The organism is Grimontia sp. AD028 (genome assembly GCF_000973155.1).
In the GTDB taxonomy this organism is placed as follows: Bacteria; Pseudomonadota; Gammaproteobacteria; order Enterobacterales; family Vibrionaceae; genus Enterovibrio; species Enterovibrio indicus.
In genome coordinates this window covers 82,601-103,255 of record NZ_LASY01000070.1, presented here as the reverse complement: position 1 = coordinate 103,255, position 20,655 = coordinate 82,601, and the positions used below count along the sequence as shown (strand labels likewise).

The 20,655-nt window shown below is 48.4% G+C and carries 21 protein-coding genes; 8 read left to right on the top strand and 13 right to left on the bottom strand.

Annotation, left to right across the window (positions count from 1 at the left end; all coding sequences use genetic code 11):
* Nucleotides 1-329: 329 nt before the first annotated feature.
* Nucleotides 330-728 carry an H-NS family nucleoid-associated regulatory protein gene (locus tag RN22_RS16165; protein ID WP_002539529.1) on the top strand — a complete coding sequence of 133 codons (399 nt, stop codon included), beginning with the start codon at nucleotides 330-332 and terminating at the stop codon, nucleotides 726-728.
* A 156-nt stretch (nucleotides 729-884) separates the two neighbouring features.
* Here RN22_RS16165 and RN22_RS16160 read toward each other — a convergent pair whose 3' ends face one another.
* Together RN22_RS16160 and RN22_RS16155 are read right to left on the bottom strand one after the other, a co-directional pair.
* Nucleotides 885-1,862 (bottom strand): lytic transglycosylase domain-containing protein, encoded by a 978-nt coding sequence (locus RN22_RS16160; RefSeq protein WP_002539532.1) that lies wholly within the window; start codon nucleotides 1,860-1,862, stop codon nucleotides 885-887.
* 9 nt (nucleotides 1,863-1,871) lie between these two features.
* Nucleotides 1,872-2,147, bottom strand: a complete 276-nt coding sequence (locus tag RN22_RS16155) for a YcgL domain-containing protein (protein WP_039850128.1) — start codon at nucleotides 2,145-2,147, stop codon at nucleotides 1,872-1,874.
* 309 nt (nucleotides 2,148-2,456) lie between these two features.
* On the opposite strand from RN22_RS16155, the gene minC reads away from it, so the two are divergent.
* The 3 genes from minC to minE are packed head-to-tail and all read left to right on the top strand — an operon-like array spanning nucleotide 2,457 to nucleotide 4,218.
* Nucleotides 2,457-3,122: a septum site-determining protein MinC gene (gene minC, locus RN22_RS16150; protein WP_046305750.1), complete on the top strand. Its 666-nt coding sequence runs from the start codon at nucleotides 2,457-2,459 to the stop codon at nucleotides 3,120-3,122.
* A gap of 19 nt (nucleotides 3,123-3,141) precedes the next feature.
* Nucleotides 3,142-3,954, top strand: coding sequence for a septum site-determining protein MinD (gene minD / locus RN22_RS16145; protein ID WP_002539537.1), 813 nt, complete (start codon nucleotides 3,142-3,144; stop codon nucleotides 3,952-3,954).
* Between the two features lie 3 nt (nucleotides 3,955-3,957).
* A complete protein-coding gene (gene minE / locus RN22_RS16140) occupies nucleotides 3,958-4,218 on the top strand; it encodes a cell division topological specificity factor MinE (protein WP_002539539.1) in 261 nt (86 codons plus the stop codon).
* Nucleotides 4,219-4,300: 82 nt separating this feature from the next.
* Here minE and rnd read toward each other — a convergent pair whose 3' ends face one another.
* The 6 genes from rnd to RN22_RS16110 form a co-directional block, all read right to left on the bottom strand.
* Nucleotides 4,301-5,422: a ribonuclease D gene (gene rnd / locus RN22_RS16135; protein WP_046305831.1), complete on the bottom strand. Its 1,122-nt coding sequence runs from the start codon at nucleotides 5,420-5,422 to the stop codon at nucleotides 4,301-4,303.
* Nucleotides 5,423-5,564: 142 nt separating this feature from the next.
* Nucleotides 5,565-7,250 carry a long-chain-fatty-acid--CoA ligase FadD gene (gene fadD, locus RN22_RS16130; protein ID WP_046305748.1) on the bottom strand — a complete coding sequence of 562 codons (1,686 nt, stop codon included), beginning with the start codon at nucleotides 7,248-7,250 and terminating at the stop codon, nucleotides 5,565-5,567.
* A 99-nt stretch (nucleotides 7,251-7,349) separates the two neighbouring features.
* Nucleotides 7,350-8,228, bottom strand: coding sequence for an alpha/beta fold hydrolase (locus RN22_RS16125; protein WP_002539543.1), 879 nt, complete (start codon nucleotides 8,226-8,228; stop codon nucleotides 7,350-7,352).
* A 67-nt stretch (nucleotides 8,229-8,295) separates the two neighbouring features.
* The gene (locus RN22_RS16120; protein WP_002539544.1) at nucleotides 8,296-8,586 is read right to left on the bottom strand and encodes a hypothetical protein; all 291 of its coding nucleotides are present in this window, start codon (nucleotides 8,584-8,586) and stop codon (nucleotides 8,296-8,298) included.
* A gap of 31 nt (nucleotides 8,587-8,617) precedes the next feature.
* The gene (gene tsaB / locus RN22_RS16115) at nucleotides 8,618-9,313 is read right to left on the bottom strand and encodes a tRNA (adenosine(37)-N6)-threonylcarbamoyltransferase complex dimerization subunit type 1 TsaB (RefSeq protein ID WP_046305746.1); all 696 of its coding nucleotides are present in this window, start codon (nucleotides 9,311-9,313) and stop codon (nucleotides 8,618-8,620) included.
* Nucleotides 9,314-11,269, bottom strand: a complete 1,956-nt coding sequence (locus RN22_RS16110) for an ATP-dependent DNA helicase (protein ID WP_046305744.1) — start codon at nucleotides 11,267-11,269, stop codon at nucleotides 9,314-9,316.
* A gap of 160 nt (nucleotides 11,270-11,429) precedes the next feature.
* Here RN22_RS16110 and purU point away from each other — a divergent pair, with 160 nt between their 5' ends.
* On the top strand, nucleotides 11,430-12,266 hold the full coding sequence (purU, locus tag RN22_RS16105) for a formyltetrahydrofolate deformylase (RefSeq protein WP_046305742.1): 837 nt from the start codon (nucleotides 11,430-11,432) through the stop codon (nucleotides 12,264-12,266).
* Between the two features lie 29 nt (nucleotides 12,267-12,295).
* On the opposite strand, the gene RN22_RS16100 is transcribed toward purU, so the two are convergent.
* Nucleotides 12,296-12,874, bottom strand: a complete 579-nt coding sequence (locus RN22_RS16100; RefSeq protein ID WP_046305829.1) for a VOC family protein — start codon at nucleotides 12,872-12,874, stop codon at nucleotides 12,296-12,298.
* A gap of 295 nt (nucleotides 12,875-13,169) precedes the next feature.
* Here RN22_RS16100 and argS point away from each other — a divergent pair, with 295 nt between their 5' ends.
* A complete protein-coding gene (gene argS / locus RN22_RS16095; protein ID WP_046305740.1) occupies nucleotides 13,170-14,900 on the top strand; it encodes an arginine--tRNA ligase in 1,731 nt (576 codons plus the stop codon).
* A 134-nt stretch (nucleotides 14,901-15,034) separates the two neighbouring features.
* Entirely contained in the window at nucleotides 15,035-16,057 is a 1,023-nt protein-coding gene (locus RN22_RS16090; RefSeq protein ID WP_002539551.1) for a GGDEF domain-containing protein, read from the top strand.
* Nucleotides 16,058-16,066: 9 nt separating this feature from the next.
* Here the strand turns inward: RN22_RS16090 and RN22_RS16085 are convergent, their stop codons facing one another.
* Entirely contained in the window at nucleotides 16,067-16,666 is a 600-nt protein-coding gene (locus RN22_RS16085; protein WP_002539552.1) for a DUF924 family protein, read from the bottom strand.
* 278 nt (nucleotides 16,667-16,944) lie between these two features.
* Between RN22_RS16085 and RN22_RS16080 the strand changes: the two genes are divergently transcribed.
* Nucleotides 16,945-17,376 (top strand): HIT domain-containing protein, encoded by a 432-nt coding sequence (locus RN22_RS16080; RefSeq protein WP_046305738.1) that lies wholly within the window; start codon nucleotides 16,945-16,947, stop codon nucleotides 17,374-17,376.
* 35 nt (nucleotides 17,377-17,411) lie between these two features.
* On the opposite strand, the gene RN22_RS16075 is transcribed toward RN22_RS16080, so the two are convergent.
* Genes RN22_RS16075 through RN22_RS16065 form a run of 3 tightly spaced genes read right to left on the bottom strand, consistent with a single transcriptional unit; the run spans nucleotide 17,412 to nucleotide 20,138 of the window.
* Nucleotides 17,412-17,636, bottom strand: coding sequence for a FeoC-like transcriptional regulator (locus tag RN22_RS16075; RefSeq protein WP_046305736.1), 225 nt, complete (start codon nucleotides 17,634-17,636; stop codon nucleotides 17,412-17,414).
* Entirely contained in the window at nucleotides 17,633-19,912 is a 2,280-nt protein-coding gene (gene feoB / locus RN22_RS16070; RefSeq protein WP_231590917.1) for a Fe(2+) transporter permease subunit FeoB, read from the bottom strand. The genes RN22_RS16075 and feoB overlap by 4 nt, the downstream gene beginning before the upstream one ends.
* Nucleotides 19,905-20,138 (bottom strand): FeoA family protein, encoded by a 234-nt coding sequence (locus tag RN22_RS16065; protein ID WP_039850147.1) that lies wholly within the window; start codon nucleotides 20,136-20,138, stop codon nucleotides 19,905-19,907. The genes feoB and RN22_RS16065 overlap by 8 nt, the downstream gene beginning before the upstream one ends.
* Nucleotides 20,139-20,655 lie beyond the last annotated feature (517 nt).

Below are 20,655 nucleotides of genomic sequence, written 5' to 3'. Positions count from 1 at the left end.
TTATGTGACATTGGTCTATTTGCAATACAAAGATAAAAAGTTTTACACACCAAGCTCAACATGGTTACAAACTGGATACATTTTACGATTTGGTTATTCTTTCCGCACATAAACTCACACAAGTATGACGGATTTATTGTACAGCCTACCGATTAAGGAGGGGTTTTCTATGAAATCAAAGGGCAGATTAATATTAAATTTGCACTTTAATTAAAATAGATATCTAATAAGCGGGAAACTTATTTATTAAATATTGCAAAGAATTATTTATTCTTGCTACTCTTAGTGAAGCAATAAATATTACATAACGAGAGAATAGGATTGGCATAATGTCTGATGCACTGAAAGTATTGTTAAACCTGCGCAGCCTGCGTGCCGTTGCGCGTGAACTTACTCTGGAACAACTACAAGAAGCGCTGGAAAAACTACAAGCAGTAGTTAGCGAGCGTGAAGAAGCCGAAGCAGAAGCACGTGAAGCGGAAAAAGAGCGCGTTGAGAAGCTTGAGAAATATCGTGAAATGCTGATCAAAGACGGTATTGATCCAGAAGAACTTCTGGCAACGCTTGGTGGTACTAAGCCAAAATCTAAGCGTGCAGCACGCCCAGCGAAATACAAATACACTGACGTAGACGGTTCAGAAAAAACTTGGACTGGTCAGGGTCGTACACCAAAAGTTATCAAAGACGCTATTGAAGCTGGTGGTAAAGTAGAAGACTTCCTGATCTAATTGGATCACATCTAATACTACGATAGAAAACTATCATTACGAAAAGGAGCAGTTTGCTCCTTTTTTTGTGCCTGAGGTAAAACGACGCCTCTCAAGACACCAAGACCAGATACAAAAAAGCGCGCATAGCGCGCGCTTTCCTATTTACTACTTATCTCAGCCAAATTTAATACGATCAGCTAAGTGGCTCACCGCTAACGCAAAGTAGTGAGAACGGTTCCACTTCATCAAGCTTTGATAATTGCCATAAACCAAATAGCTTCGGCCATATTCATCATCAGGTTGAATTAGCCACGCTTTAATGTCGACATTAGGCAGCGAAGCATTATTCATACGTCGTACGCCAAGTGCTTGCCATTCAGCCAAAGTTTTTGCTTTATCCTGACTCAAACCTGACAAATCGTTGTCGAGGTTTTTTGGAATGATAACTTGGCGTCCCCAGGTATATTCATCATTCCATCCCGCATTCTTTAAATAGTTAGCGGAAGAAGCGAACACGTCAGGCTTAGAATTCCAGATATCTTTTTTGCCGTCATTATTGCCATCAGCTGCAAAGGCATTAAAAGAGCTTGGCATAAACTGGCACTGTCCCATAGCGCCAGCCCAAGAGCCTTTAAATTCATCGATGCCTATATGACCTTGCTGTAAAATAGAGAGGGCTTCAAAAACCTCATTGCGGAAAAAGGCTTCACGGCGACCGTCATAGGCCATGGTTGATAGCGCTTCAATCACGTTGAAGTTACCAGTGAACTTACCGAAGTTACTTTCTACACCCCACAAGGCGACAAGAAACCTCGGTTGAACACCGTATATTTCACCGATACGCTTTAAATCATCGTAGTGCTTGTTATATAGATCACGCGCTTGCGCTACTTTCCAATCTGGCACTGCGCGCGGAATATACTCGTCCAGTGTTAAACGTTTTTCTGGCTGATTACGATCAGCTTTTACCGCTCGCTCACGGTAATTCAGATTACTGAATGCCTGTTCAATCAGTGTGGCGTCATAACCTCTTTCCACACTTTCTTTCTTCAAACCCTCAACGTAGCTGTCAAAACTCTGCTTCTCAGCCATCGCTGGTGCAGACAAAGATAACGCAGCCCCAATGAGGATCGAGATTAATCCCTTACGCATAGCGCTCCTTTATAATTTGGTGTTTTTTTGTCGAATGTGCTGCAGCGCCGCATCTGGTGCAGGTGGAAGCTGCAGATAGAATCCATCGTTTTTAAGGTTTTCACGTACTTTATTGATATCGGCAATTGCCAGCTTTTCGCGCTTGTCTAAGTTGACCATCATAACGAACTGCGGGTTCCCGAAAGTTTGTAACAATTGTTCAGGCACGTCTGAAAAATCATCCTTACGGCTTACGTAAAGATAGGTCGATTCCTTTTTCGTGCTCTTATAAATTGCGCAATACACCTTGTACCTCTCACTATTCATGTCAGTTTGCAGCAAACGTTTTTTGCGCTGTTCCCAATTTAGAGAAATGGCTTAGAAAATCGCAATGAAATCGGCGATTAAAGCAGCACAGTCAGCGTTGGCGCTTGCCGCAAAGATGTCATGAATATACCATGCAGAACACTGTCTGATAATGCACGAAACCCGCTTTCTTCCTCCTGAAATTGGCACACAAATTAAATTTGTCCGCCACCGGAAAAATTGGGTGACGAAAATCCACGTTAGTGTTGTCAAATCCAACAATACCGTGCCAGCTGGATAACTACCCGAATGACAAAAAATGCTGAACTCAAAGGCAGTTCGTTTACTCTTTCTGTGCTCCATTTAATGGACGATGATTTGGATGGCGCAATGCAAGTGCTGTCTGACAAAGTAAGCCAGGCACCCGCTTTTTTCGACGGTGCTCCTGTTGTTGTCGACATCTCCCGACTTCACTCCCAGCCTGACTTCTTCCAGCTAAAAGCCACCATCGAAAAGACTGGCATGCTGGTTGTTGGAGTCACAGGTTGCAAGCAAAATCAGGTACGTGAAGCCGCAAAGCTCGCTGGATTGGCGGTCATGAACCCCGCCAAACAAGCCGTACGCGTTAACGACCCTATTCAAACCCCAACAAAAGTCATCACAACGCCGATTCGCTCCGGCCAGCAGGTTTATGCCAAGAATGCTGATTTGGTCGTGCTGAACCATGTCAGCGCCGGTGCGGAAATTATTGCTGATGGCAGCATTCATATTTACGGCGTGCTCCGCGGACGTGCCATTGCTGGCGCAAGCGGACAAAAAGAAGCCCATATTTTTTGCCAGAACCTGCAATCCGAGTTGCTTTCCATTGCAGGCACATACTGGCTCAGTGAAACCATCCCAGAGCAGTACGCTGCCCGCCCGGTGAAAGTTTCACTGAAAGACGACTCATTAAACATTGAACACCTCACACTCTAACTTTCCAAAGGACTGAGGAATGACTCGAATTATCGTAATCACTTCTGGCAAAGGCGGCGTGGGTAAAACCACCTCAAGCGCTGCCATTGCTACCGGCCTTGCGCTGTCGGGGAAGAAAACCGCTGTTATCGACTTTGATATTGGTCTGCGTAACCTTGATCTCATCATGGGCTGTGAACGTCGCGTGGTTTATGACTTTGTTAACGTCATCAACGGCGAGGCCAACCTCCATCAGGCACTGATCAAAGACAAACGCGTTGAAAACCTTTTTGTCCTGCCTGCTTCCCAAACCCGCGACAAAGACGCCCTGACCAAAGAAGGCGTGGCCCGAGTATTGGAAGATATGAAGGCAATGGACTTCGACTTCATCATCTGTGACTCTCCAGCAGGTATCGAAGCTGGCGCACTGATGGCGCTTTACTTTGCCGATGAAGCCATCGTCACGACTAACCCTGAAGTGTCGTCTGTTCGTGACTCAGACCGTATTCTGGGCATCCTGGATTCTAAATCTCGCCGCGCAGAGAACGGCGAAGAGCCAGTGAAAACTCACCTGCTGCTGACCCGCTACAACCCAGCGCGTGTTGCACGTGGTGAGATGCTGAGCGTCGCAGACGTCGAAGAAATCCTGCGCATACCGCTGCTGAGTGTTATCCCAGAGAGCCCTTCTGTATTGCACGCGTCTAATAAAGGTGAGCCAGTGATTCTGGATCAGGAGTCTGATGCAGGTCTGGCATACAGCGATGCCATCACCCGTCTGCTGGGTAACGAGTGTCCTTTCCGCTTCCTGGAGGAAGAGAAGAAAGGCTTTTTGAAGCGACTGTTCGGAGGGTAATTCATGGCACTGCTGGAGTTTTTCCGTCCAAAGAAGAAGACGTCCGCATCGCTTGCTAAAGAGCGCCTGCAGATCATCGTTGCAGAACGCCGCAGCGCAGGGAGTGCTGAGCCAACGTACTTACCCCAGCTGAAGCAAGACATCCTTGAGGTTATCCGCAAGTACGTGGATATCTCCCCTGAGCAGGTATCTGTAGCTCTTGAACAACGCGATGACGATTTGTCTGTTCTAGAGCTCAACGTCACCCTGCCAGAAGACAAGTAACCCATATAGTTACTGCTCTTATTGGGATGAATAAATGAAAAAACCGGCGAAATCGCCGGTTTTTCTTATTTCAGAGTTCGGATTATTTATCCAGAACTGCCAACACTTTTTCTTCCAGATATGGCTTACGCCAACCCGAGAGAATATCCGGTGCTTTTTCTGGATTCCGGTCATTTATCCATGCCCATTTAAGCACCTGGTGAATTTGCTTCTTCGACCCGATGAATTCCGGCACCATACCCAGCTGCTCGGCGACTGCGTTAGTTTGCTCTTTGATGTTTTTCACTGCCTGTTTGTAGCCAGGCATGTCGACAAGACGCTGAATCTCTTCAGGGTAATGAACGACAGGCGTCTTGTCTGCCTCCTGCGCCATGCGAATCAGGCGGCTGCCGTGGCGTTCAATCTCAAATCGATCGAAGCCTTCATCCGCCATTTTGTCTAATGAACGGATGTTAAAACGCGCCATTTTCCAAATGTGCAGCTCTTTCACCACAAAGTTCAACGCCAAGTCCCGACGCTGCGCCTCTCTTAATCGCCAGCTCGCGAGCTTTTGCAGCACAGCCAGTTGTTTCGGGCGCAGTTGCCACGCATTTTTAATATCAAGGTAGGCTTTTTCTGGCTCCGGGGTTTTGCCGCGTTTGCTTACCATCAGCGCACATTCTTGCTTCACCGCATCTTCCCAGCCTTCTTCGGTGATGCGTTTCGCAAGCAGACTATAGAGTGGTAACAGGTAGTAAACATCGGCAGCAGCGTACTCGAGTTGCTTTTCACTTAGCGGGCGAGCACACCAGTCAGTTCTGGCTTCACCTTTGTCCAATGTCACCTCGAGATACTCTTCAACCAGTGTTGCAAAGCCCGTCGACAAACCATGACCCAAGAATGCTGCCATGATTTGGGTATCGACCATTGGCGTTGGCATCACGCCCGCATAATGATGAAACACTTCAAGATCTTCACTGCACGCATGCAGTACTTTCACCACAGATTCATCGGTTAGCAGCGCCCAAAGCGGCGACATGTCTTCCAGTTCAATCGGGTCAATCAGGGACAGCGTGTCGCCATCATAAAGCTGAATAAGACCTAGGCGCGGATAGAGTGTGCGGGTACGAACGAATTCGGTATCCAGCATCACTGCTGGTACTTGGCGTGCTCTCTCACACACACGTTCGAGTTGGGATAGCTCAGTTACAATGTCAAAATTCACGCTGTCATCCACATTTAGGTTCCGGGTTCAATCTTTGAGCCCAGAAAACAAACATGCCGGCCTGAGCCAGCATGTTTTCAAAGGCATAGGTAGTTTAGTTACTACCTATTGTACGCGCTTAAGCGAGTCGACGCATGTCCGATTATGCTTCTGCGTTTTTGGCGTCCTGCTCTTCACGAAGAGCGCGACGCAAGATCTTACCCACGTTGGTTTTCGGCAGATCTTCGCGGAACTCGATCACCTTAGGCACTTTGTAACCGGTCAGGTGTTCACGACAATGCGCAAGAAGCTCATCTTTCGTCAGGCTTGGATCGCGTTTCACCACACAGATCTTCACGATCTCACCAGAGGTTTCGTGTGGCTGGCCGATTGCCGCAACTTCCAACACTTTACCGTGCAGCGCGACAACATCTTCGATTTCGTTTGGATAAACGTTAAAGCCAGACACCAGAATCATGTCCTTCTTACGGTCAACAATGTGCAGGAAACCGTCGTCGTCGAATTTGACGATGTCGCCCGTTGAAAGCCAACCATCTTCGGTGATCACTTCTTTTGTCGCTTCAGGACGCTGCCAGTAACCCTGCATAACCTGAGGGCCTTTCACCTGCAGCTCACCAATCTGATCGTTTGGCAGTACGTTACCTTCCTCATCAACGATGCGGACATCAGTTGATGGCACTGGCAGGCCGATAGAACCGTTGTACTCTTTCAAATCATACGGGTACGCCGCCACCAGCGGAGAACACTCAGTCAGGCCGTAACCTTCCAGCAGGTGTTTACCCGTCAGCTTCATCCAGCTTTCAGCCACGGCGCGTTGTACCGCCATGCCACCCCCAACCGTCAGGCTAAGATTACTGAAATCCAACTCATGGAAGTCTTCATTGTTCAGCAGGGCATTGAACAGGGTGTTTACGCCAGTGATTGCCGTAAACGGATGCTGTTTAAGCTCTTTCACAAACGCAGGAATATCGCGCGGGTTGGTGATCAGCAGGTTTTGTCCGCCCATTTCGATAAACAGCAAACCATTCACCGTCAAAGCAAACACGTGGTAAAGCGGCAACGCAGTGACCACTAACTCACGGCCTTCTTTCAACACAGGCGCATACATAGCTTTCGCCTGGTTCAGGTTCGCCAGCATGTTGTTGTGGGTCAAAACCGCCCCTTTCGCAACGCCTGTGGTGCCGCCGGTGTACTGCAGGAAGGCAATATCATCGCCCGTCATAAACGGCTTCACATACTGCATACGACGGCCGCGCTTCAATGCAAGGCGCATAGAAGTCGCATGTGGCAGGTTGTATTTCGGCACCATCTTCTTGATGTACTTAACCACGAAGTTAACGATAGTTCCTTTGGCGCGTGGCAGTTGGTCGCCAAGGCTGGTCAGAATAACGTGACGCACACTGGTGTTATCGACGATTTTTTCCAGCGTATGCGCAAAGTTCGACACGATAACAATCGCGGTCGCACCTGAGTCATTCAGCTGATGCTCGAGTTCACGAGGGGTGTACAGCGGGTTAACGTTTACCACTACGCAGCCAGCACGCAGAATACCGAACAGCGCAATCGGATATTGCAGCAGGTTTGGCATCATGACAGCCACGCGATCGCCTTTTTTAAGGCCAAGATCGTTTTGCAGGTAAGCTGCAAAAGCACGGCTGCGTTCTTCCAGCTTACGGAAGGTCATCACCTGCCCCATATTGATGAAGGCAGTCTGATCAGCATATTTCTGCACAGACTTTTCGAACATCTCTACCAGTGATGGGTACATGTTCGGTGAGATTTCCGCTGGTACATCTGATGGGTAGCGGTTAAGCCAAACCTTATCCACTTGATCTCTCCTATTTTTTACCGCAGGCAGAAAAGGCCCGCGACAGACGCAATAAATTCAAACGAGTGTTTTAACTCGCAATTAGACCAGAAGTAACATTCAATTAACATCGCTAAGCGCTGTGAGATGTAGCTTGGTCACAAAATCAATGATCAGAGACGCCGTTTTCGCCTGACTCTGAAGGTGGCAGTGATGTGTGCCTTCCACCATTTCTACGGTCAGGTTCTTGAACCACGCCTTACGTTTTTCAGCCATGGGGCTACGAAGTTCCGGATAACCGTCTTCGCCAATAATCGCCATCACCGGACATTCAATACCACGGACCAAATGTTCAGCATGATGTGTCGACATCCGGTAAATCGATTCCGTCTTCAACTTGGCATCATGACGCCAGCGCCAGATATCGCCTACTTGCTCAATGCCGCGCGTAACCAACGGTGTCAGATCTTCAATGCTGACTTTGTTGATACCCCGGCGAAGTTTCAGCGCCGCATCCAGCGAGGGTAAGTCACGAGGCAACTTCATATTCTCGCGGCTTTCAACGCCGTGTTTCAGCCTTTCGACGACTTTATCTTCGCGCTCAGACATTGGGCCAAGCGCTTCTATCATCACCAACCCTTTCGCCCTTTCAGCGAAAGCAGCACTCCAGCAAGACGCTACCAATGCGCCCAACGAATGCCCGACCAGATAGATCGGCCTGTCGCCCAACTGAAGGATCAGTTGGTGGAGGTCGTCCACATAATCAAAGAAGGGATAGAAGCTGTCGGCACCTTTATGGTCGGAATAACCGTGCCCGGGCCAATCTGGCATGACCAAATCAAAGTGCTCGCTGAGCTGCGGGGCGAGTGGCGCAAAGCTTCCGCTATTATCTTGCCACCCATGCAACATCAGAAGAGTCGGCGTGTTTCGCTCGGTCAGATAAACCTGCGCGGCGAGATCGCCAAATCTCACTGCATATTTTTTTTCTTGTAATGTCATATTGGACCGTTTGAGAGCGCGCGAAGCCTACCACAGAGAGTGCAGGCCAAGTGGTACGAGGAGTTACTTAAACGAAGACATCTACGCCGAACATGGCGATAAGTTCTTCACGACGGGCCTGGTTTTTCACATCCATGTAGGACGCCAGCGCATGGCGGCTTCGCCCATCGGGTAAATCGTAATGAATGTTTTGAAAGGCATCTTCCGCCATTTCAGGGTTTCGAATACCACGGGATACCGCTTTTGCCACCACGGAAGGCTCGGAGACATCACGAGCCTCCTCCTTCTTCTGCGCGGGTTTGCGTCCAGCTTTTCCTGGACGCTGTATCTGCTGTGGTAATCCCTGAATTGAAACCATGAAAGACCTTATCGGTTAGCTTTAGATAAAACTATTCGCGACCTGGTAATTTCTTCCATGCCACAGTATCACGAAGGTATACCGGGCTAGCATGTTCTGCATCCACTGCCTCTCCACGCGCAAACGCATGATGAGCAAGGATTAACATATCCTGCGATTCAGGATACAACACACCGCTGTCGCTTACTGACAAGTGTAGCTGGCCTTGCAGATCAGGGTAAGCATGCCAGCCCGTTCCTGCTACAAACCACTCACCTTCTGCCAATTCAGGCTTGAACATTTCAGGAGGCAGTACTGCTTCTTCGACGACCGTTTCCCAATCGCCGCTTTCAAGGCGCACATAGCCACCTGAATAGATTTCGTTCATGCGCGCATCGATGGTAGACAGCACGTGTGTGGCCTGCTGTTTACGATGAGCTTGCTCCGCCATTGCAGCCAGTGTCGATACACCGACCATTGGCAGGTCGGCTCCAAATGCCAAACCCTGAGCGATACCAATGCCAATACGCACACCAGTAAAACTGCCAGGACCACGACCAAACGCCAGCGCATCCAGCTGGTTCAGCTTTAAGCCCGCTTCAGCCAGTACACTATCGACCATAGGCAGGATTTTCGTGGTGTGTTCACGCGGTGCCATTTCACAACGCGCGATAATGTCATTCCCCACCTTAAGGGCGACGGAGCAGTTTTCAGTGGCCGTATCGACGGCAAGGATCTTAGAAGCCATTTATACCTCTGACGCTGCAGACGATTCTGCAGACTGGTTGTTCGTATCTATTTCAGCGAGAAATTCACTGACTTTTGCCAGATCACGCGTTCGCGGAATTGGCGGTAAGCTGCGCAGGAAGGTTTCACCATAATTTCTGCTCACCAAGCGGTTATCACAGATAATAAGCGCACCATGATCGTTTCTGTCACGGATAAGTCGACCAACTCCCTGCTTGAGGGTAATCACCGCATCGGGGATTTGAACTTGGGAAAACGGGTCGCCGCCCTGAAGGCGACAGTCTTCAATCCGTGCTTTTAGCAGCGGATCATCCGGCGCAGTAAAAGGCAATTTGTCGATAATAACACAGCTCAGCGCCTGCCCTCTAACGTCTATCCCTTCCCAGAAGGCACCTGTGGCAACCAAAAGCGCATTACCCAGCTCTAAAAATTCAGCGAGCAGTTTCTGTTTCGACATTTCCCCTTGCACCAATACGGGCAAGTCTGACAATTCGCGGAAACGCTCCGACAAATCACGCACCATTTGATGTGACGTACAAAGGAAGAAACAACGTCCGTTGTTTTGCTCAATCACTGGCTTGAGCATGTCCACCAGCTTATCTGCAAGGCCATAGCTGTTTGGCTCAGGCAAAAAGCGCGGCACACAGAGAATAGCCTGAGATTCGTAATCGAATGGACTGGGCAACGTAAACTGCTCTGTGGGCTCTAAACCCAAGCGGTTGCTGAAGTGACTGAAATCATCATTCACCGCGAGCGTTGCGGAGGTAAATATCCACGCCCCTTCCTGCTGCTGAATTTGCTCGCGGAATTTTTCAGCCACGGACAAAGGTGTGATGTTCAGGCTGAAATGATGACGGCTGCATTCGTACCAGTAGGAATACCCAGGGATGGAGGTATCTTTTACCCGCTCAAGTCTGGCTTTAAATAAAGTAGCACGATCGAAAGCTGCATCTAAAAGCTGGCTTCGACCCAACGACAGTTTCATCACGTCGTGGGCAAGCTCTAGTGCGTCAGTCAAACGCACCAGCTCCCTTGCCACGGCTGGCGAAGTGCTTATTTCACGCCAGTTACCGCGAAAGCCCGGCTCGCCCAGTACAATGCGTAAATCAGATGCCGATTGAGAGAGGCGATCAGCCACTTTCTCAAGCTGTTTGGTATCGCGAAGTTCAGTGCGATACGCAATGTTGATGTCTTTGGCGAGTTCCTGAAGCTGACGACTGGAAAGACTCTGGCCGAAATACTGGCTGGCGATATCGGGGATCTGATGCGCTTCATCGAAGATAAACACTTCCGCTTCCGGGATCAGCTCACCAAACCCTGTCTCTTTGATCGCCAGATCGGCAAGGAAAAGATGGTGATTCACGACCACCAAGTCTGCATCCATGGCGCGCTTGCGGGCCTTCACCACAAAACAGTCTTCATAGCTTGGGCATTCTTTACCCAGACAGTTGTCGTTGGTCGAAGTAATTGTGGGGATGATTGGGCTGTCTTCCGCCAAATCATCGCACTCGCCCAGATCGCCGGTTTTGGTTTCTGAAGACCAGCTGCGTACTTTCACTAACTGGCTGAGCAGCGTCGGGTCGGCGTGACCGTCGTGACTCTCAATCATCTGGCGGCTTAAGCGTTCTGGGCAAAGGTAGTTTGCGCGCCCTTTCAGCAAGGCAACACGACCTGAGAAGCCGAGGGTGTCGACCATCAATGGTAGGTCGCGGTGAAACAGCTGTTCCTGAAGGTTTTTCGAACCTGTACTGACAATGGTTTTCTTTCCGCTAAGCAGCGCAGGTACCAGATAAGCATAAGTTTTACCGGTACCCGTCCCTGCCTCGACCACGAGTTGAGTTTGGTTTTTGATTGAACGCTCAACTGACAACGCCATGTCGGTCTGCGGCTGGCGTGGCTGGAAGCCTTTTATCGCTCTAGCCAACGCACCTGTGGTGGAGAAAACCTTCGAAATCATTGGTCATTTATACAGTATTTGAAAGGATTGCATTATGCCAACAATCCCCCCTTATCGCCAGACATGGAGAGCGCCACTGTCAAGTCTTTGACCTTGAGGCCAATTCAGAGTAAAACGTGATGAACAGCAAATTAAAATTCATCACGAGTAATACGTTTCTATGGAAAGAAAAATCCTGCTGACGGACTGCCCTGACGCTCAAGGTCTTATCGCCAAGATCACCAACATCTGTTACAAACACCAACTCAACATCATCCACAACAATGAGTACGTTGACCACAGTACCGGTCAGTTCTTCATGCGTACTGAGCTGGAAGGGATTTTCAATGATGAAACCTTCCTGATGGATATCGATCAGGCACTTCCCGCAGGCAGTCACCGTAATCTCGTTGACACCAGTCGCCGTAAACGTGTGGTGATCATGGTGACCAAAGAGTCACACTGTCTGGGTGACATCCTGATGAAAGCCTATGACGGTTCTTTGGATGTGGATATTGCCGCCGTAATTGGTAACCACGATAAGCTGGCAGCATTAACGGAAAAATTCGATATTCCGTTCCACTTTGTGAGCCATGAAGGCTTGGAACGTGAAGCGCATGAAAACCAAATCATCGACATCATCGAAGGGTATGAACCAGACCATATTGTTCTGGCGAAATTTATGCGTGTGCTGACACCAAACTTCGTTGCACGTTTCCCTCGCAAAATCATCAACATTCACCACAGCTTCCTGCCAGCATTCATCGGCGCACGCCCTTATCATCAGGCGTGGGAACGTGGCGTAAAAATCATTGGTGCAACGGCACATTTCGTGACCAACGATTTAGATGAAGGTCCAATCATCGACCAGAACGTGAAACATGTTGACCACACCTTCAGTGCAGAAGACATGGTGAAAGCGGGTCGTGACGTAGAAAAAACCGTCCTGAGTAATGCTCTGAGCCAAGTGCTCGAAGACAAAGTCTTCGTTTATGGCAACAAGACCGTCATTCTGTAAGCCGGAAGTCGACCAAAGAAAAAGGAGCCTCAGGCTCCTTTTTCACTTTCTATCACTTGCTCCAGAGGAACCGGGTGGAGCTTGACGCAGACGCCCTTGAACTTGAATGCCACGGTCGGGTTGGCAATACGCTCGCCCTCGCCTGCGGGAGAACTCAGCTTCACCTTCACACCCAGTGATGCCAGTTGATCCCACTTTGCTGCAAGCGCTGGGAACAAGCTAAACACATCCTCAAGCAACAATTCTGGTGTTGTCGCCTTAGACGGTACCACCCATTCGGCGTGTTCCCACCCTTCTTCTGGATAGAGCTTGTCACCCGGATAAGGCAACTCGACACATTGCGTTTGCCATTGACCAAAAGACAGCAATTCGTTGGCTTTGATCACCACAATCGGACGGCCATTGATGTTATTCACAGAAAGTTCTTCACCCGAAGAAAGCCAGGATTGGTGAAGTTCCTCAGCCGCTTTTCTGTCGTTAATGCGCAAAGCGATGTGGTCGGCCTGATAGGCGCTAAGATCCAACTCCAACACTTCTAACAGCGTATCCAAGCGAGCAGAAAATTCAGGGAGCGTAGCGAAGAGGGATTCGACGGTTAATGCTGACATGGTCATCTCGTTACCTTCAAAGATGACAGGAATTTACCACAGCGTTGATATCACTGGAACGCACACACTTTTACTTGTTATGAAATCCACCCATTTCGCAGGATTCAGCTTTTAAACTGCGCCTGTTTGTGGGTATTATTACGCCTACATACGCGCATCACACTTTGATGCCCAAGTTTCAGTGCTAAAGCCGTCAACCATGCCCTGTTTGCCTCAAATTGCAGTGGGTATTGTTGACGGATTTTTTGCTTTAACCCGGCTGCATTTTGCCGGGTGTCAGAATTAAGGTAAGCAAGTGAATATTCAAGCCCTTCTTAACGACAAAGTCGCTGCAGCCATGGTTGCTGCAGGTGCACCTGAAGGCAGCCCAGCGGCTGTCCGTCAATCAGCGAAACCACAGTTTGGTGACTACCAGGCAAACGGCATCATGGGTGTTGCCAAAAAGCTGGGTTGTAACCCACGCGAATTCGCGCAGAAAGTGCTGGATGTTCTGGATCTGGATGGCATGGCGGAAAAAACCGAAATCGCTGGCCCAGGATTTATCAATATTTTCTTGAGCACTGAATGGCTCGCAGCCAAAGCAGACGAAGCGCTGGCGAGTGACCGTCTGGGTGTGGCAGAAGCTGAAAAACAAAACATTGTGGTTGACTACTCTGCACCAAACGTAGCGAAAGAAATGCACGTTGGTCACTTGCGTTCAACCATCATTGGTGATGCGGTTGTACGCACTCTGGAGTTCATGGGTCACAACGTTATCCGCGCTAACCACCTTGGCGACTGGGGTACCCAGTTCGGCATGCTGATCGCAAACCTTGAGCGTCATGAAGCGCAAGGCGGCGACATTTCAATGGATCTTAGCGACATCGAAGGCTTCTACCGTGAATCGAAGAAGCTTTACGACGAAGACGAAGAGTTCGCGAAAACTGCACGTAACTATGTTGTTCGCCTGCAAAGCGGTGACGAGTACTGCAAAGCAAAATGGCAGCAACTGGTAAAAATCACTCTGGAACAAAACCAGCGTAACTACGACCGTTTGAACGTATCCCTAACAGACAAAGACGTAATGGGCGAAAGCATGTACAACAGCATGCTTGCTGGCATTGTTGAAGACCTGAAAGCACAAGGCCTGGCAGTCGAAGATGACGGCGCCATGGTTGTGTTTCTGGACGAATACAAGAACAAAGATGGCGAGCCTATGGGTGTGATCATCCAGAAGCGTGACGGCGGCTTCCTGTACACCACCACGGATATCGCGTGTGCGAAATACCGCTACGAAACCTTCAACGCAGATCGCGTGCTGTACTTCATCGACTCACGTCAACACCAGCACCTGATGCAGGCGTGGACTATCGTTCGTAAAGCGGGTTATGTACCTGAAAGCATGAGCCTTGAGCACCATGCGTTCGGCATGATGCTGGGTAAAGATGGTAAGCCGTTCAAGACCCGTGCAGGCGGTACCGTTCGCCTGGCTGACCTGCTGGACGAAGCAGAAGTTCGCGCGAAGAAGCTGATTGAAGAGAAAAATCCTGAATTGTCAGTGGAAGAAAAAGACAACATTGCGAACACAGTAGCAATGGCAGCCGTAAAATACGCTGACTTGTCTAAGCACCGCACCACTGACTACGTGTTTGACTGGGACAACATGCTGGCGTTTGAAGGCAATACTGCGCCTTACATGCAATACGCTTACACCCGTGTGGCCTCTATCTTCAACAAAGCCGGCATTGATGCGAACAGCATCGAAGGCCAAATCATTGTATCTGAAGAGAAAGAGAAAGCACTGGTTTCCAAACTTCTGCAATTTGAAGAAGCCGTTGATGGTGTCGCCCGCGAAGGTCAGCCACACATCATGTGTAGCTACCTGTTTGATCTGGCTGGTACCTTCTCAAGTTTCTACGAAGCGTGCCCGATCCTGAATGCTGAAGGTGAAACTAAGCAAAGCAGAATGAAACTAGCTGCACTGACATCACGCACTATAAAACAAGGCCTTGATCTGCTTGGAATTAATACGCTAGAACGTATGTAACCAATTAAAATCAGATTTAGATCACAATTCTCAAAAACCCTGTACCAATGTACGGGGTTTTTTACACCTAGTGTTAATTTATCGCACATAATCCTGTATCAATAACGGAGAAAGTGTTCGTTAAGGAGACACTAATGAGTGATTACGCCTTTTTTGAAGCCACCAGTATTTTCAAGCGTGCCGTACCTTTAATGGTAAAATACAAGGTACCGACAACGCCTCACTATTTCTCGCTTTGGTATACCTATTGTGCAGGTACAAACCCCCAGTTAAATCAAGCTGTTGATAACAAAGTCAGCCGTTTTGGAGCCTGCTCGATTAAACACTGCGACGAAATTATCGATACGTATCTGATTGATGATGCCAGGCGGGAAGTGAACAATTTCCGTCAAAAGCTTCAGAACCTGACTGCTGATCTTGGCGAATCCATGGAACACACGGTATCGGATACCGAAGAGTTTCGAGACATCCTAAGCAGTTCTGTAGATAAACTGAAAAACGTAAAAGGTGATATCGCCAAAAACGGAGAAAGCAAGCAAGTGCTGCATGAACTTCTCAAAGGTTCACAGCATCTGCTGAGTGCTACGTCCCAATACCAGTTACAAGTTACCTCACAAAAAACTGAAATTGACGCACTAAAAAAACAACTTCAGGAATATCAGAAACAAGCCTCACATGATGCTTTGACAGGCTGCTTAAACCGTCGTGAATTTGAAAAGCAGCTCGATGAAAACGTTAGCCAAAACAACGTATTCAGTGTCATGATGGTAGATATCGATCACTTCAAATCTTTCAACGATGAGTTTGGTCATCAAATGGGCGACAAGGTACTTCAGATTGTTGCAGCCAAACTGCAGCAGGTGGTTGATGAATCAGGGGCAGTATTTAGATACGGCGGAGAAGAGTTCGTGACTATTTTGCCAAGTCTGCCTCTAAAGTCGACGTTTATGCTCGCCGAGAAAATGCGTTCGACACTCGAAAGGTTGTCGGTCACAGACAAGCGTTCTGGACAGAAAATCAACTCGATTACGGCATCATTTGGTATCGCGGAGAGAGAAGGTGATGAGTGTGGATTGGCATTAGTAGCCAGAGCAGACGAAGCCTTGTACAACGCAAAACACAAAGGCCGCAACTGCGTCATGCCGCAGGTTAGCTAAGCGAACCTGCTATTGAGTAAGCTTCGCTCCGCCACCAGCGAGCCATTGCAACTCAGCTTCTGTAGAAAGTCGGCCCAGCGAAGCATTTCGGCTCGGAAAGCGTCCAAATCGCTTAATAACGTCAAAGTTGTTTCTCGCGTGGCGAAAAATATTTTCAAACAACCCTGCCTCATCCAGTCCAGCAGAACTACACAGCTGACTGAAACGAAAAAGGGCTTCTTCTTGGTCTTCCATGTGTTCCGAGTGTTGCAAAGGCATATAGAAAAACGCTCGCTGAATGGTCGGTAAGGTTAAATCCTGTGCTTCTGCTAGGCCACGCTTGCAGACCGCCAAAGCAAACTCGTCATACCGGAATGCCGCGCTCAATCCGCGATAAACCCTGCGGCTAAACTGATCAAGAAGAACGATAGTCGCTAATGTTCCTTGTGGTGAAGAAAGCCACTGATTCAATTTCCCCTCGCCCGCCATGCTGACATAGGGAAGAAACTGCTCTCGGATTTGCTTGTCCAACGCCTCATCGCTTTCAAACCACATGGCGTTAAGCATATCGTCTGTTTTGGGAGCATCAGGATCGCCAAACCAAAACTCTAGTACTTCTATGTAGTCCATTCGCGCCTCCCTCTGACGCAATATAAGTACCTTTAAAGCCTAACTGCATATTTGATTTAACGCGGTTCAATGACACTATTGGCGTTGGTTTTGTGATTTTACTATGACATTTACGCAAGACCTGCACGACAGGACAAGTAAGAGTTTAATCTTGGTCAAGCCGCTCAAAGGGTTGAGCTATCGTTTCAATCATGAGAATGCGCACTCCAACAATCATTTACATTGGCGCGGAATCCCAGTAGTTTTGACCTGATTTCCTGACATCAAGAGAAGATGAAATGCCATTCGAACTCCACCCACGTTTGGACGCAGACACCACATGGCTCGGCGACTTGCCACTTTGCCGTGTTCTTTTAAGTAAAGAAGACTTTGGTCCTTGGTTGATTTTGGTTCCCAGAGTCGAAGGAATTCGCGAAATTCACCATCTGTCCGAAACTGATCAACTCCAGTTTATTCGTGAATCTTCTTGGGTCGCGACAAAACTGGAAGCACACACGAATGCAGACAAGCTCAACATCGCTGCTCTGGGTAACATGGTGCCTCAGCTTCACGTTCATCATATTGCCCGCTTCCAAACCGATACTGCGTGGCCTGGTCCTGTATGGGGCAACACCAACGGGGTGCTGCGCCATGACTTAGCCCAAGTCGAAATTACGGAAAAATGGCGCGCCCTCCTCGGCGAGATCGCCGACTTCACGCCGGCGGGATAAAAGAAAAGCGCGGATTATATCCGCGCTTTTTGTATTTACTGGTAGACAGTCAGCCCCAGCTCAGAGTCTTCCAACCAGGTATATTGCCGGACTTCGAAAGATGATCGCTTAGATACTGTCACCTTGAGTTTTCCCCGTTTCACCCACTCTTTCAGCATGGCTTCAACACCATCTTCAGACAGCGCGAACGCTTTTGCCAACTCCCTTAAAGAGCACTTTGGGTGAGATTGGATATAATCCCGCAAGGCAAACAAAATCATACTGTAACGACTCTGAGTGTGTTTGCGAATGAACCTTGGCGTTTGAGTAACGCTATCGTCGCCACCATCAACGCAATGCTACCGGCAATCCATAGACCACTCGCCAAAGGTGTCACCATTAGCATCATCGACTGATAGGTAATGGTTGCAACCACCACACCTAGCAGCATGGTCCATCCAGCAATGAAGACAGCAAATGGTCGGCCAAATTCACGGACATACGCCCCCATCGCCGCGACACAAGGTGTGTATAGCAAGATGAAAACCAGATAAGCAAAGGCGCTCGCCACGGTAAAATTAGCACTCAGATTAGCAAAAATGCTCAGATCAACTTCTTGCTCTTCAGCCACTGCTTCATTGTCTGCTAAATCACCTACTTGGATACCCAGAGGGTCTGCATAGTTCAGTCCCATCAGGTTTTCAGGAATAGTCTGTACCGCTTCGGTCAGGCTACTTAGCAAGTCGTACTCTGATACATCTTCATCACTTGGAGAGGCATAAAGGTTGTTCAACGTGCCCACAACTGCTTCTTTAGCAAAAATGCCGGTAATGATGCCAACCGTCGCCTGCCAGTTATCCTCCTGAATACCGATTGGTGAAAACACTGGCGTGACAAATTGGGCCGCCTTTGCCAACACGGAGTTATCTGAATCTTCGTTACCAAACGAACCATCCGTACCAATTGAATTCACAAAGCTCAGGATAGTCACCACCACCACAATGGTCTTACCGGCACCAAGCACAAAACGCTTGAGTTTCTGCCAGGTTTTCACGTAGATGTCTTTCACCCGCGGCCATTCATAGCGCGGCATTTCCATTAACAAGGCTTCGCTATCACCGGGGTACAAAGTCCGACGCAAAACAATACCCGTAAAAATGGCGACAGCGATGCCCAAAAGGTAAAGGAGAAAAACAACATTTTGACCGTTTTCCGGGAAAAATGCCGCTGCAAACAGTGCATAAACCGGTAGCCTTGCACCACAAGACATAAACGGTGCCATCGCTGCCGCCAACCGGCGTTCACGTTCCTGATCCAGTGTTCGGGTTGCCATAATCGCAGGGACATTGCAGCCAAAGCCCAAAACTAATGGAACGAAAGCCTTACCCGGCAGCCCTATCTTCTGCATTGCCTTATCCAGCACAAAAGCAGCACGTGCCATATAGCCAGACGTTTCAAGGAGGGACATGAACAGATACAGACAGGCAATCACAGGAATAAATGTCGCGACAGTCTGGATACCACCACCGACACCATCAGCAATAATAGTGACCAGCCAAACCGGAAGGTGGTCATCCAGCAGATAATGACCACCATCGACCAACAATGCCCCAGTACCGATATCGAAAAAGTCGATGAATGCGCCTCCAATATTGATGGAGAACATAAACATCATGTACATCACGGCAAAGAAGATTGGCATCGCAAAGTAGCGGCTCAATACCAGATTATCGATGGCATCTGTGACTCTCGCTTTGAGAGGAACGACTTGTGTTTTGGCTGCATGACAGATTTTCGCAACCCGTGAATAACGGACATCTGCAACCATAAGGTCGATATCTGTTGCTTCCAGAGAGTTTGTGACCGTATGGAGGGTATACTCAATGCCATCAGACATCTGACGCTTAAGAGCGCTATCTCCGCAAAGAAGACGGATAGCCGCTGCCCGACTATACACATGGCCTTCTTTTACAAGTTCTTGCGACAGCGTCGAGATGCCTTGCTCAAGGTTTTCACCGTAGTGAAGTTCAAAACCACTGTTTGAAGACGGTGCAACTGATAACGCCTCAGAGAGTGAAACATTTAGCGCCTCAACTGACTTCATGTCGGTTGCTGTCACGGAATAGACAGGACACTGGAGCCAATTCGACAAAACGTTTTCATCGATTTCAAAACCTTGAGCCTTAACCACATCCATTTTGTTCAGTATCACAACCATGGGACGACCAAGCTCACGCAGTTGCAGCGTAAGATACAAACTGCGCTCAAGACTGCTCGCATCTAGAACGTTAACAATCAAATCGCAAGGGAGATTGAACAAAGCGGAAATCGCGATTGATTCATCAAGACTATTCTCACCATCTGCATTGTCGAGCGTATAGATGCCCGGCAAATCAGTGAGTGAGGCCTCTTCACCTTGCAGTGACAGCCGCCCCATTTTCTTGTCGACAGTAACACCCGCCCAGTTACCGATTTCCTGACGAGAGCCTGTCAGGCGATTAAACAAGGTCGTTTTACCAGAATTGGGGTTTCCCACCGTCAGTAATTGCTTACCCATCATGAGAGGCTACCTCGATGTTTTGCGCTAAAGATAGGCGAAGTGCAATGTCGCATCCTCTCACTCGGATTTGGACCGGATCGCCCATTGGTGCATAACGGATAACACTGAACTCAGTCTCGGGCAGTAAACCCATTGCCATCAGTTTTTTTCGAGGGATAGTAGGCACAGACGAGAGAGATAGCACCCGCCCAGCCTTACCGGGTTTAAGTTCCGTAAGCTTCATAAATACAACCACAATGAGAATCATATACATTTGCAGTCAAAAGTATTGCAAATTGTTTCCGTAGGAAAGTTGTTTTTGATCAACAGACCCTAGGAAAGTTCGATACCTCACTCGTTCAGCACGTCGATCCGTTCGTCAATTTCGTCAATATTCTCGTTAACTTCGTCAGTTTCATCATAAAAACAGCCAGTTGACGCACACCTTGGTTGAGCTTCAATAGAAAAATCAAACCTTGTACTCTTCGTTAAAAACGTCAAAAGAAAAAATTTCAAACCCTTCGACCCCTAGAAATTTTAGAGGCGGTGCAAAGAAATCAGGGCTTTTTAATGGAAATGAAATAATGGCGGGAAATTACTATCAGCGATCGCGGTTAAATCGTTTTAATGAACCCAAGTTATTTAAAACCTAATTCCAGATGGTGTGCGGTCTCCCACACACCTCCGGCAGCAAGCGAAGGTGTCTTTGACGCCCGTGGTATGGTCAGCAGGCTATACCACGCTCTTTTTTTCTCGCCCTC

Bases quoted from the DNA above. Each gene is read 5' to 3' on its own strand.
- RN22_RS16165 (WP_002539529.1), top strand. From the start codon at position 330: ATGTCTGATGCACTGAAAGTATTGTTAAACCTGCGCAGCCTGCGTGCC.
- RN22_RS16160 (WP_002539532.1), bottom strand. From the start codon at position 1,862: ATGCGTAAGGGATTAATCTCGATCCTCATTGGGGCTGCGTTATCTTTG.
- minC (WP_046305750.1), top strand. From the start codon at position 2,457: ATGACAAAAAATGCTGAACTCAAAGGCAGTTCGTTTACTCTTTCTGTG.
- minD (WP_002539537.1), top strand. From the start codon at position 3,142: ATGACTCGAATTATCGTAATCACTTCTGGCAAAGGCGGCGTGGGTAAA.
- minE (WP_002539539.1), top strand. From the start codon at position 3,958: ATGGCACTGCTGGAGTTTTTCCGTCCAAAGAAGAAGACGTCCGCATCG.
- RN22_RS16125 (WP_002539543.1), bottom strand. From the start codon at position 8,228: ATGACATTACAAGAAAAAAAATATGCAGTGAGATTTGGCGATCTCGCC.
- RN22_RS16120 (WP_002539544.1), bottom strand. From the start codon at position 8,586: ATGGTTTCAATTCAGGGATTACCACAGCAGATACAGCGTCCAGGAAAA.
- tsaB (WP_046305746.1), bottom strand. From the start codon at position 9,313: ATGGCTTCTAAGATCCTTGCCGTCGATACGGCCACTGAAAACTGCTCC.
- RN22_RS16110 (WP_046305744.1), bottom strand. From the start codon at position 11,269: ATGATTTCGAAGGTTTTCTCCACCACAGGTGCGTTGGCTAGAGCGATA.
- purU (WP_046305742.1), top strand. From the start codon at position 11,430: ATGGAAAGAAAAATCCTGCTGACGGACTGCCCTGACGCTCAAGGTCTT.
- RN22_RS16100 (WP_046305829.1), bottom strand. From the start codon at position 12,874: ATGTCAGCATTAACCGTCGAATCCCTCTTCGCTACGCTCCCTGAATTT.
- RN22_RS16090 (WP_002539551.1), top strand. From the start codon at position 15,035: ATGAGTGATTACGCCTTTTTTGAAGCCACCAGTATTTTCAAGCGTGCC.
- RN22_RS16085 (WP_002539552.1), bottom strand. From the start codon at position 16,666: ATGGACTACATAGAAGTACTAGAGTTTTGGTTTGGCGATCCTGATGCT.
- RN22_RS16080 (WP_046305738.1), top strand. From the start codon at position 16,945: ATGCCATTCGAACTCCACCCACGTTTGGACGCAGACACCACATGGCTC.
- RN22_RS16075 (WP_046305736.1), bottom strand. From the start codon at position 17,636: ATGATTTTGTTTGCCTTGCGGGATTATATCCAATCTCACCCAAAGTGC.
- feoB (WP_231590917.1), bottom strand. From the start codon at position 19,912: ATGGGTAAGCAATTACTGACGGTGGGAAACCCCAATTCTGGTAAAACG.
- RN22_RS16065 (WP_039850147.1), bottom strand. From the start codon at position 20,138: ATGAAGCTTACGGAACTTAAACCCGGTAAGGCTGGGCGGGTGCTATCT.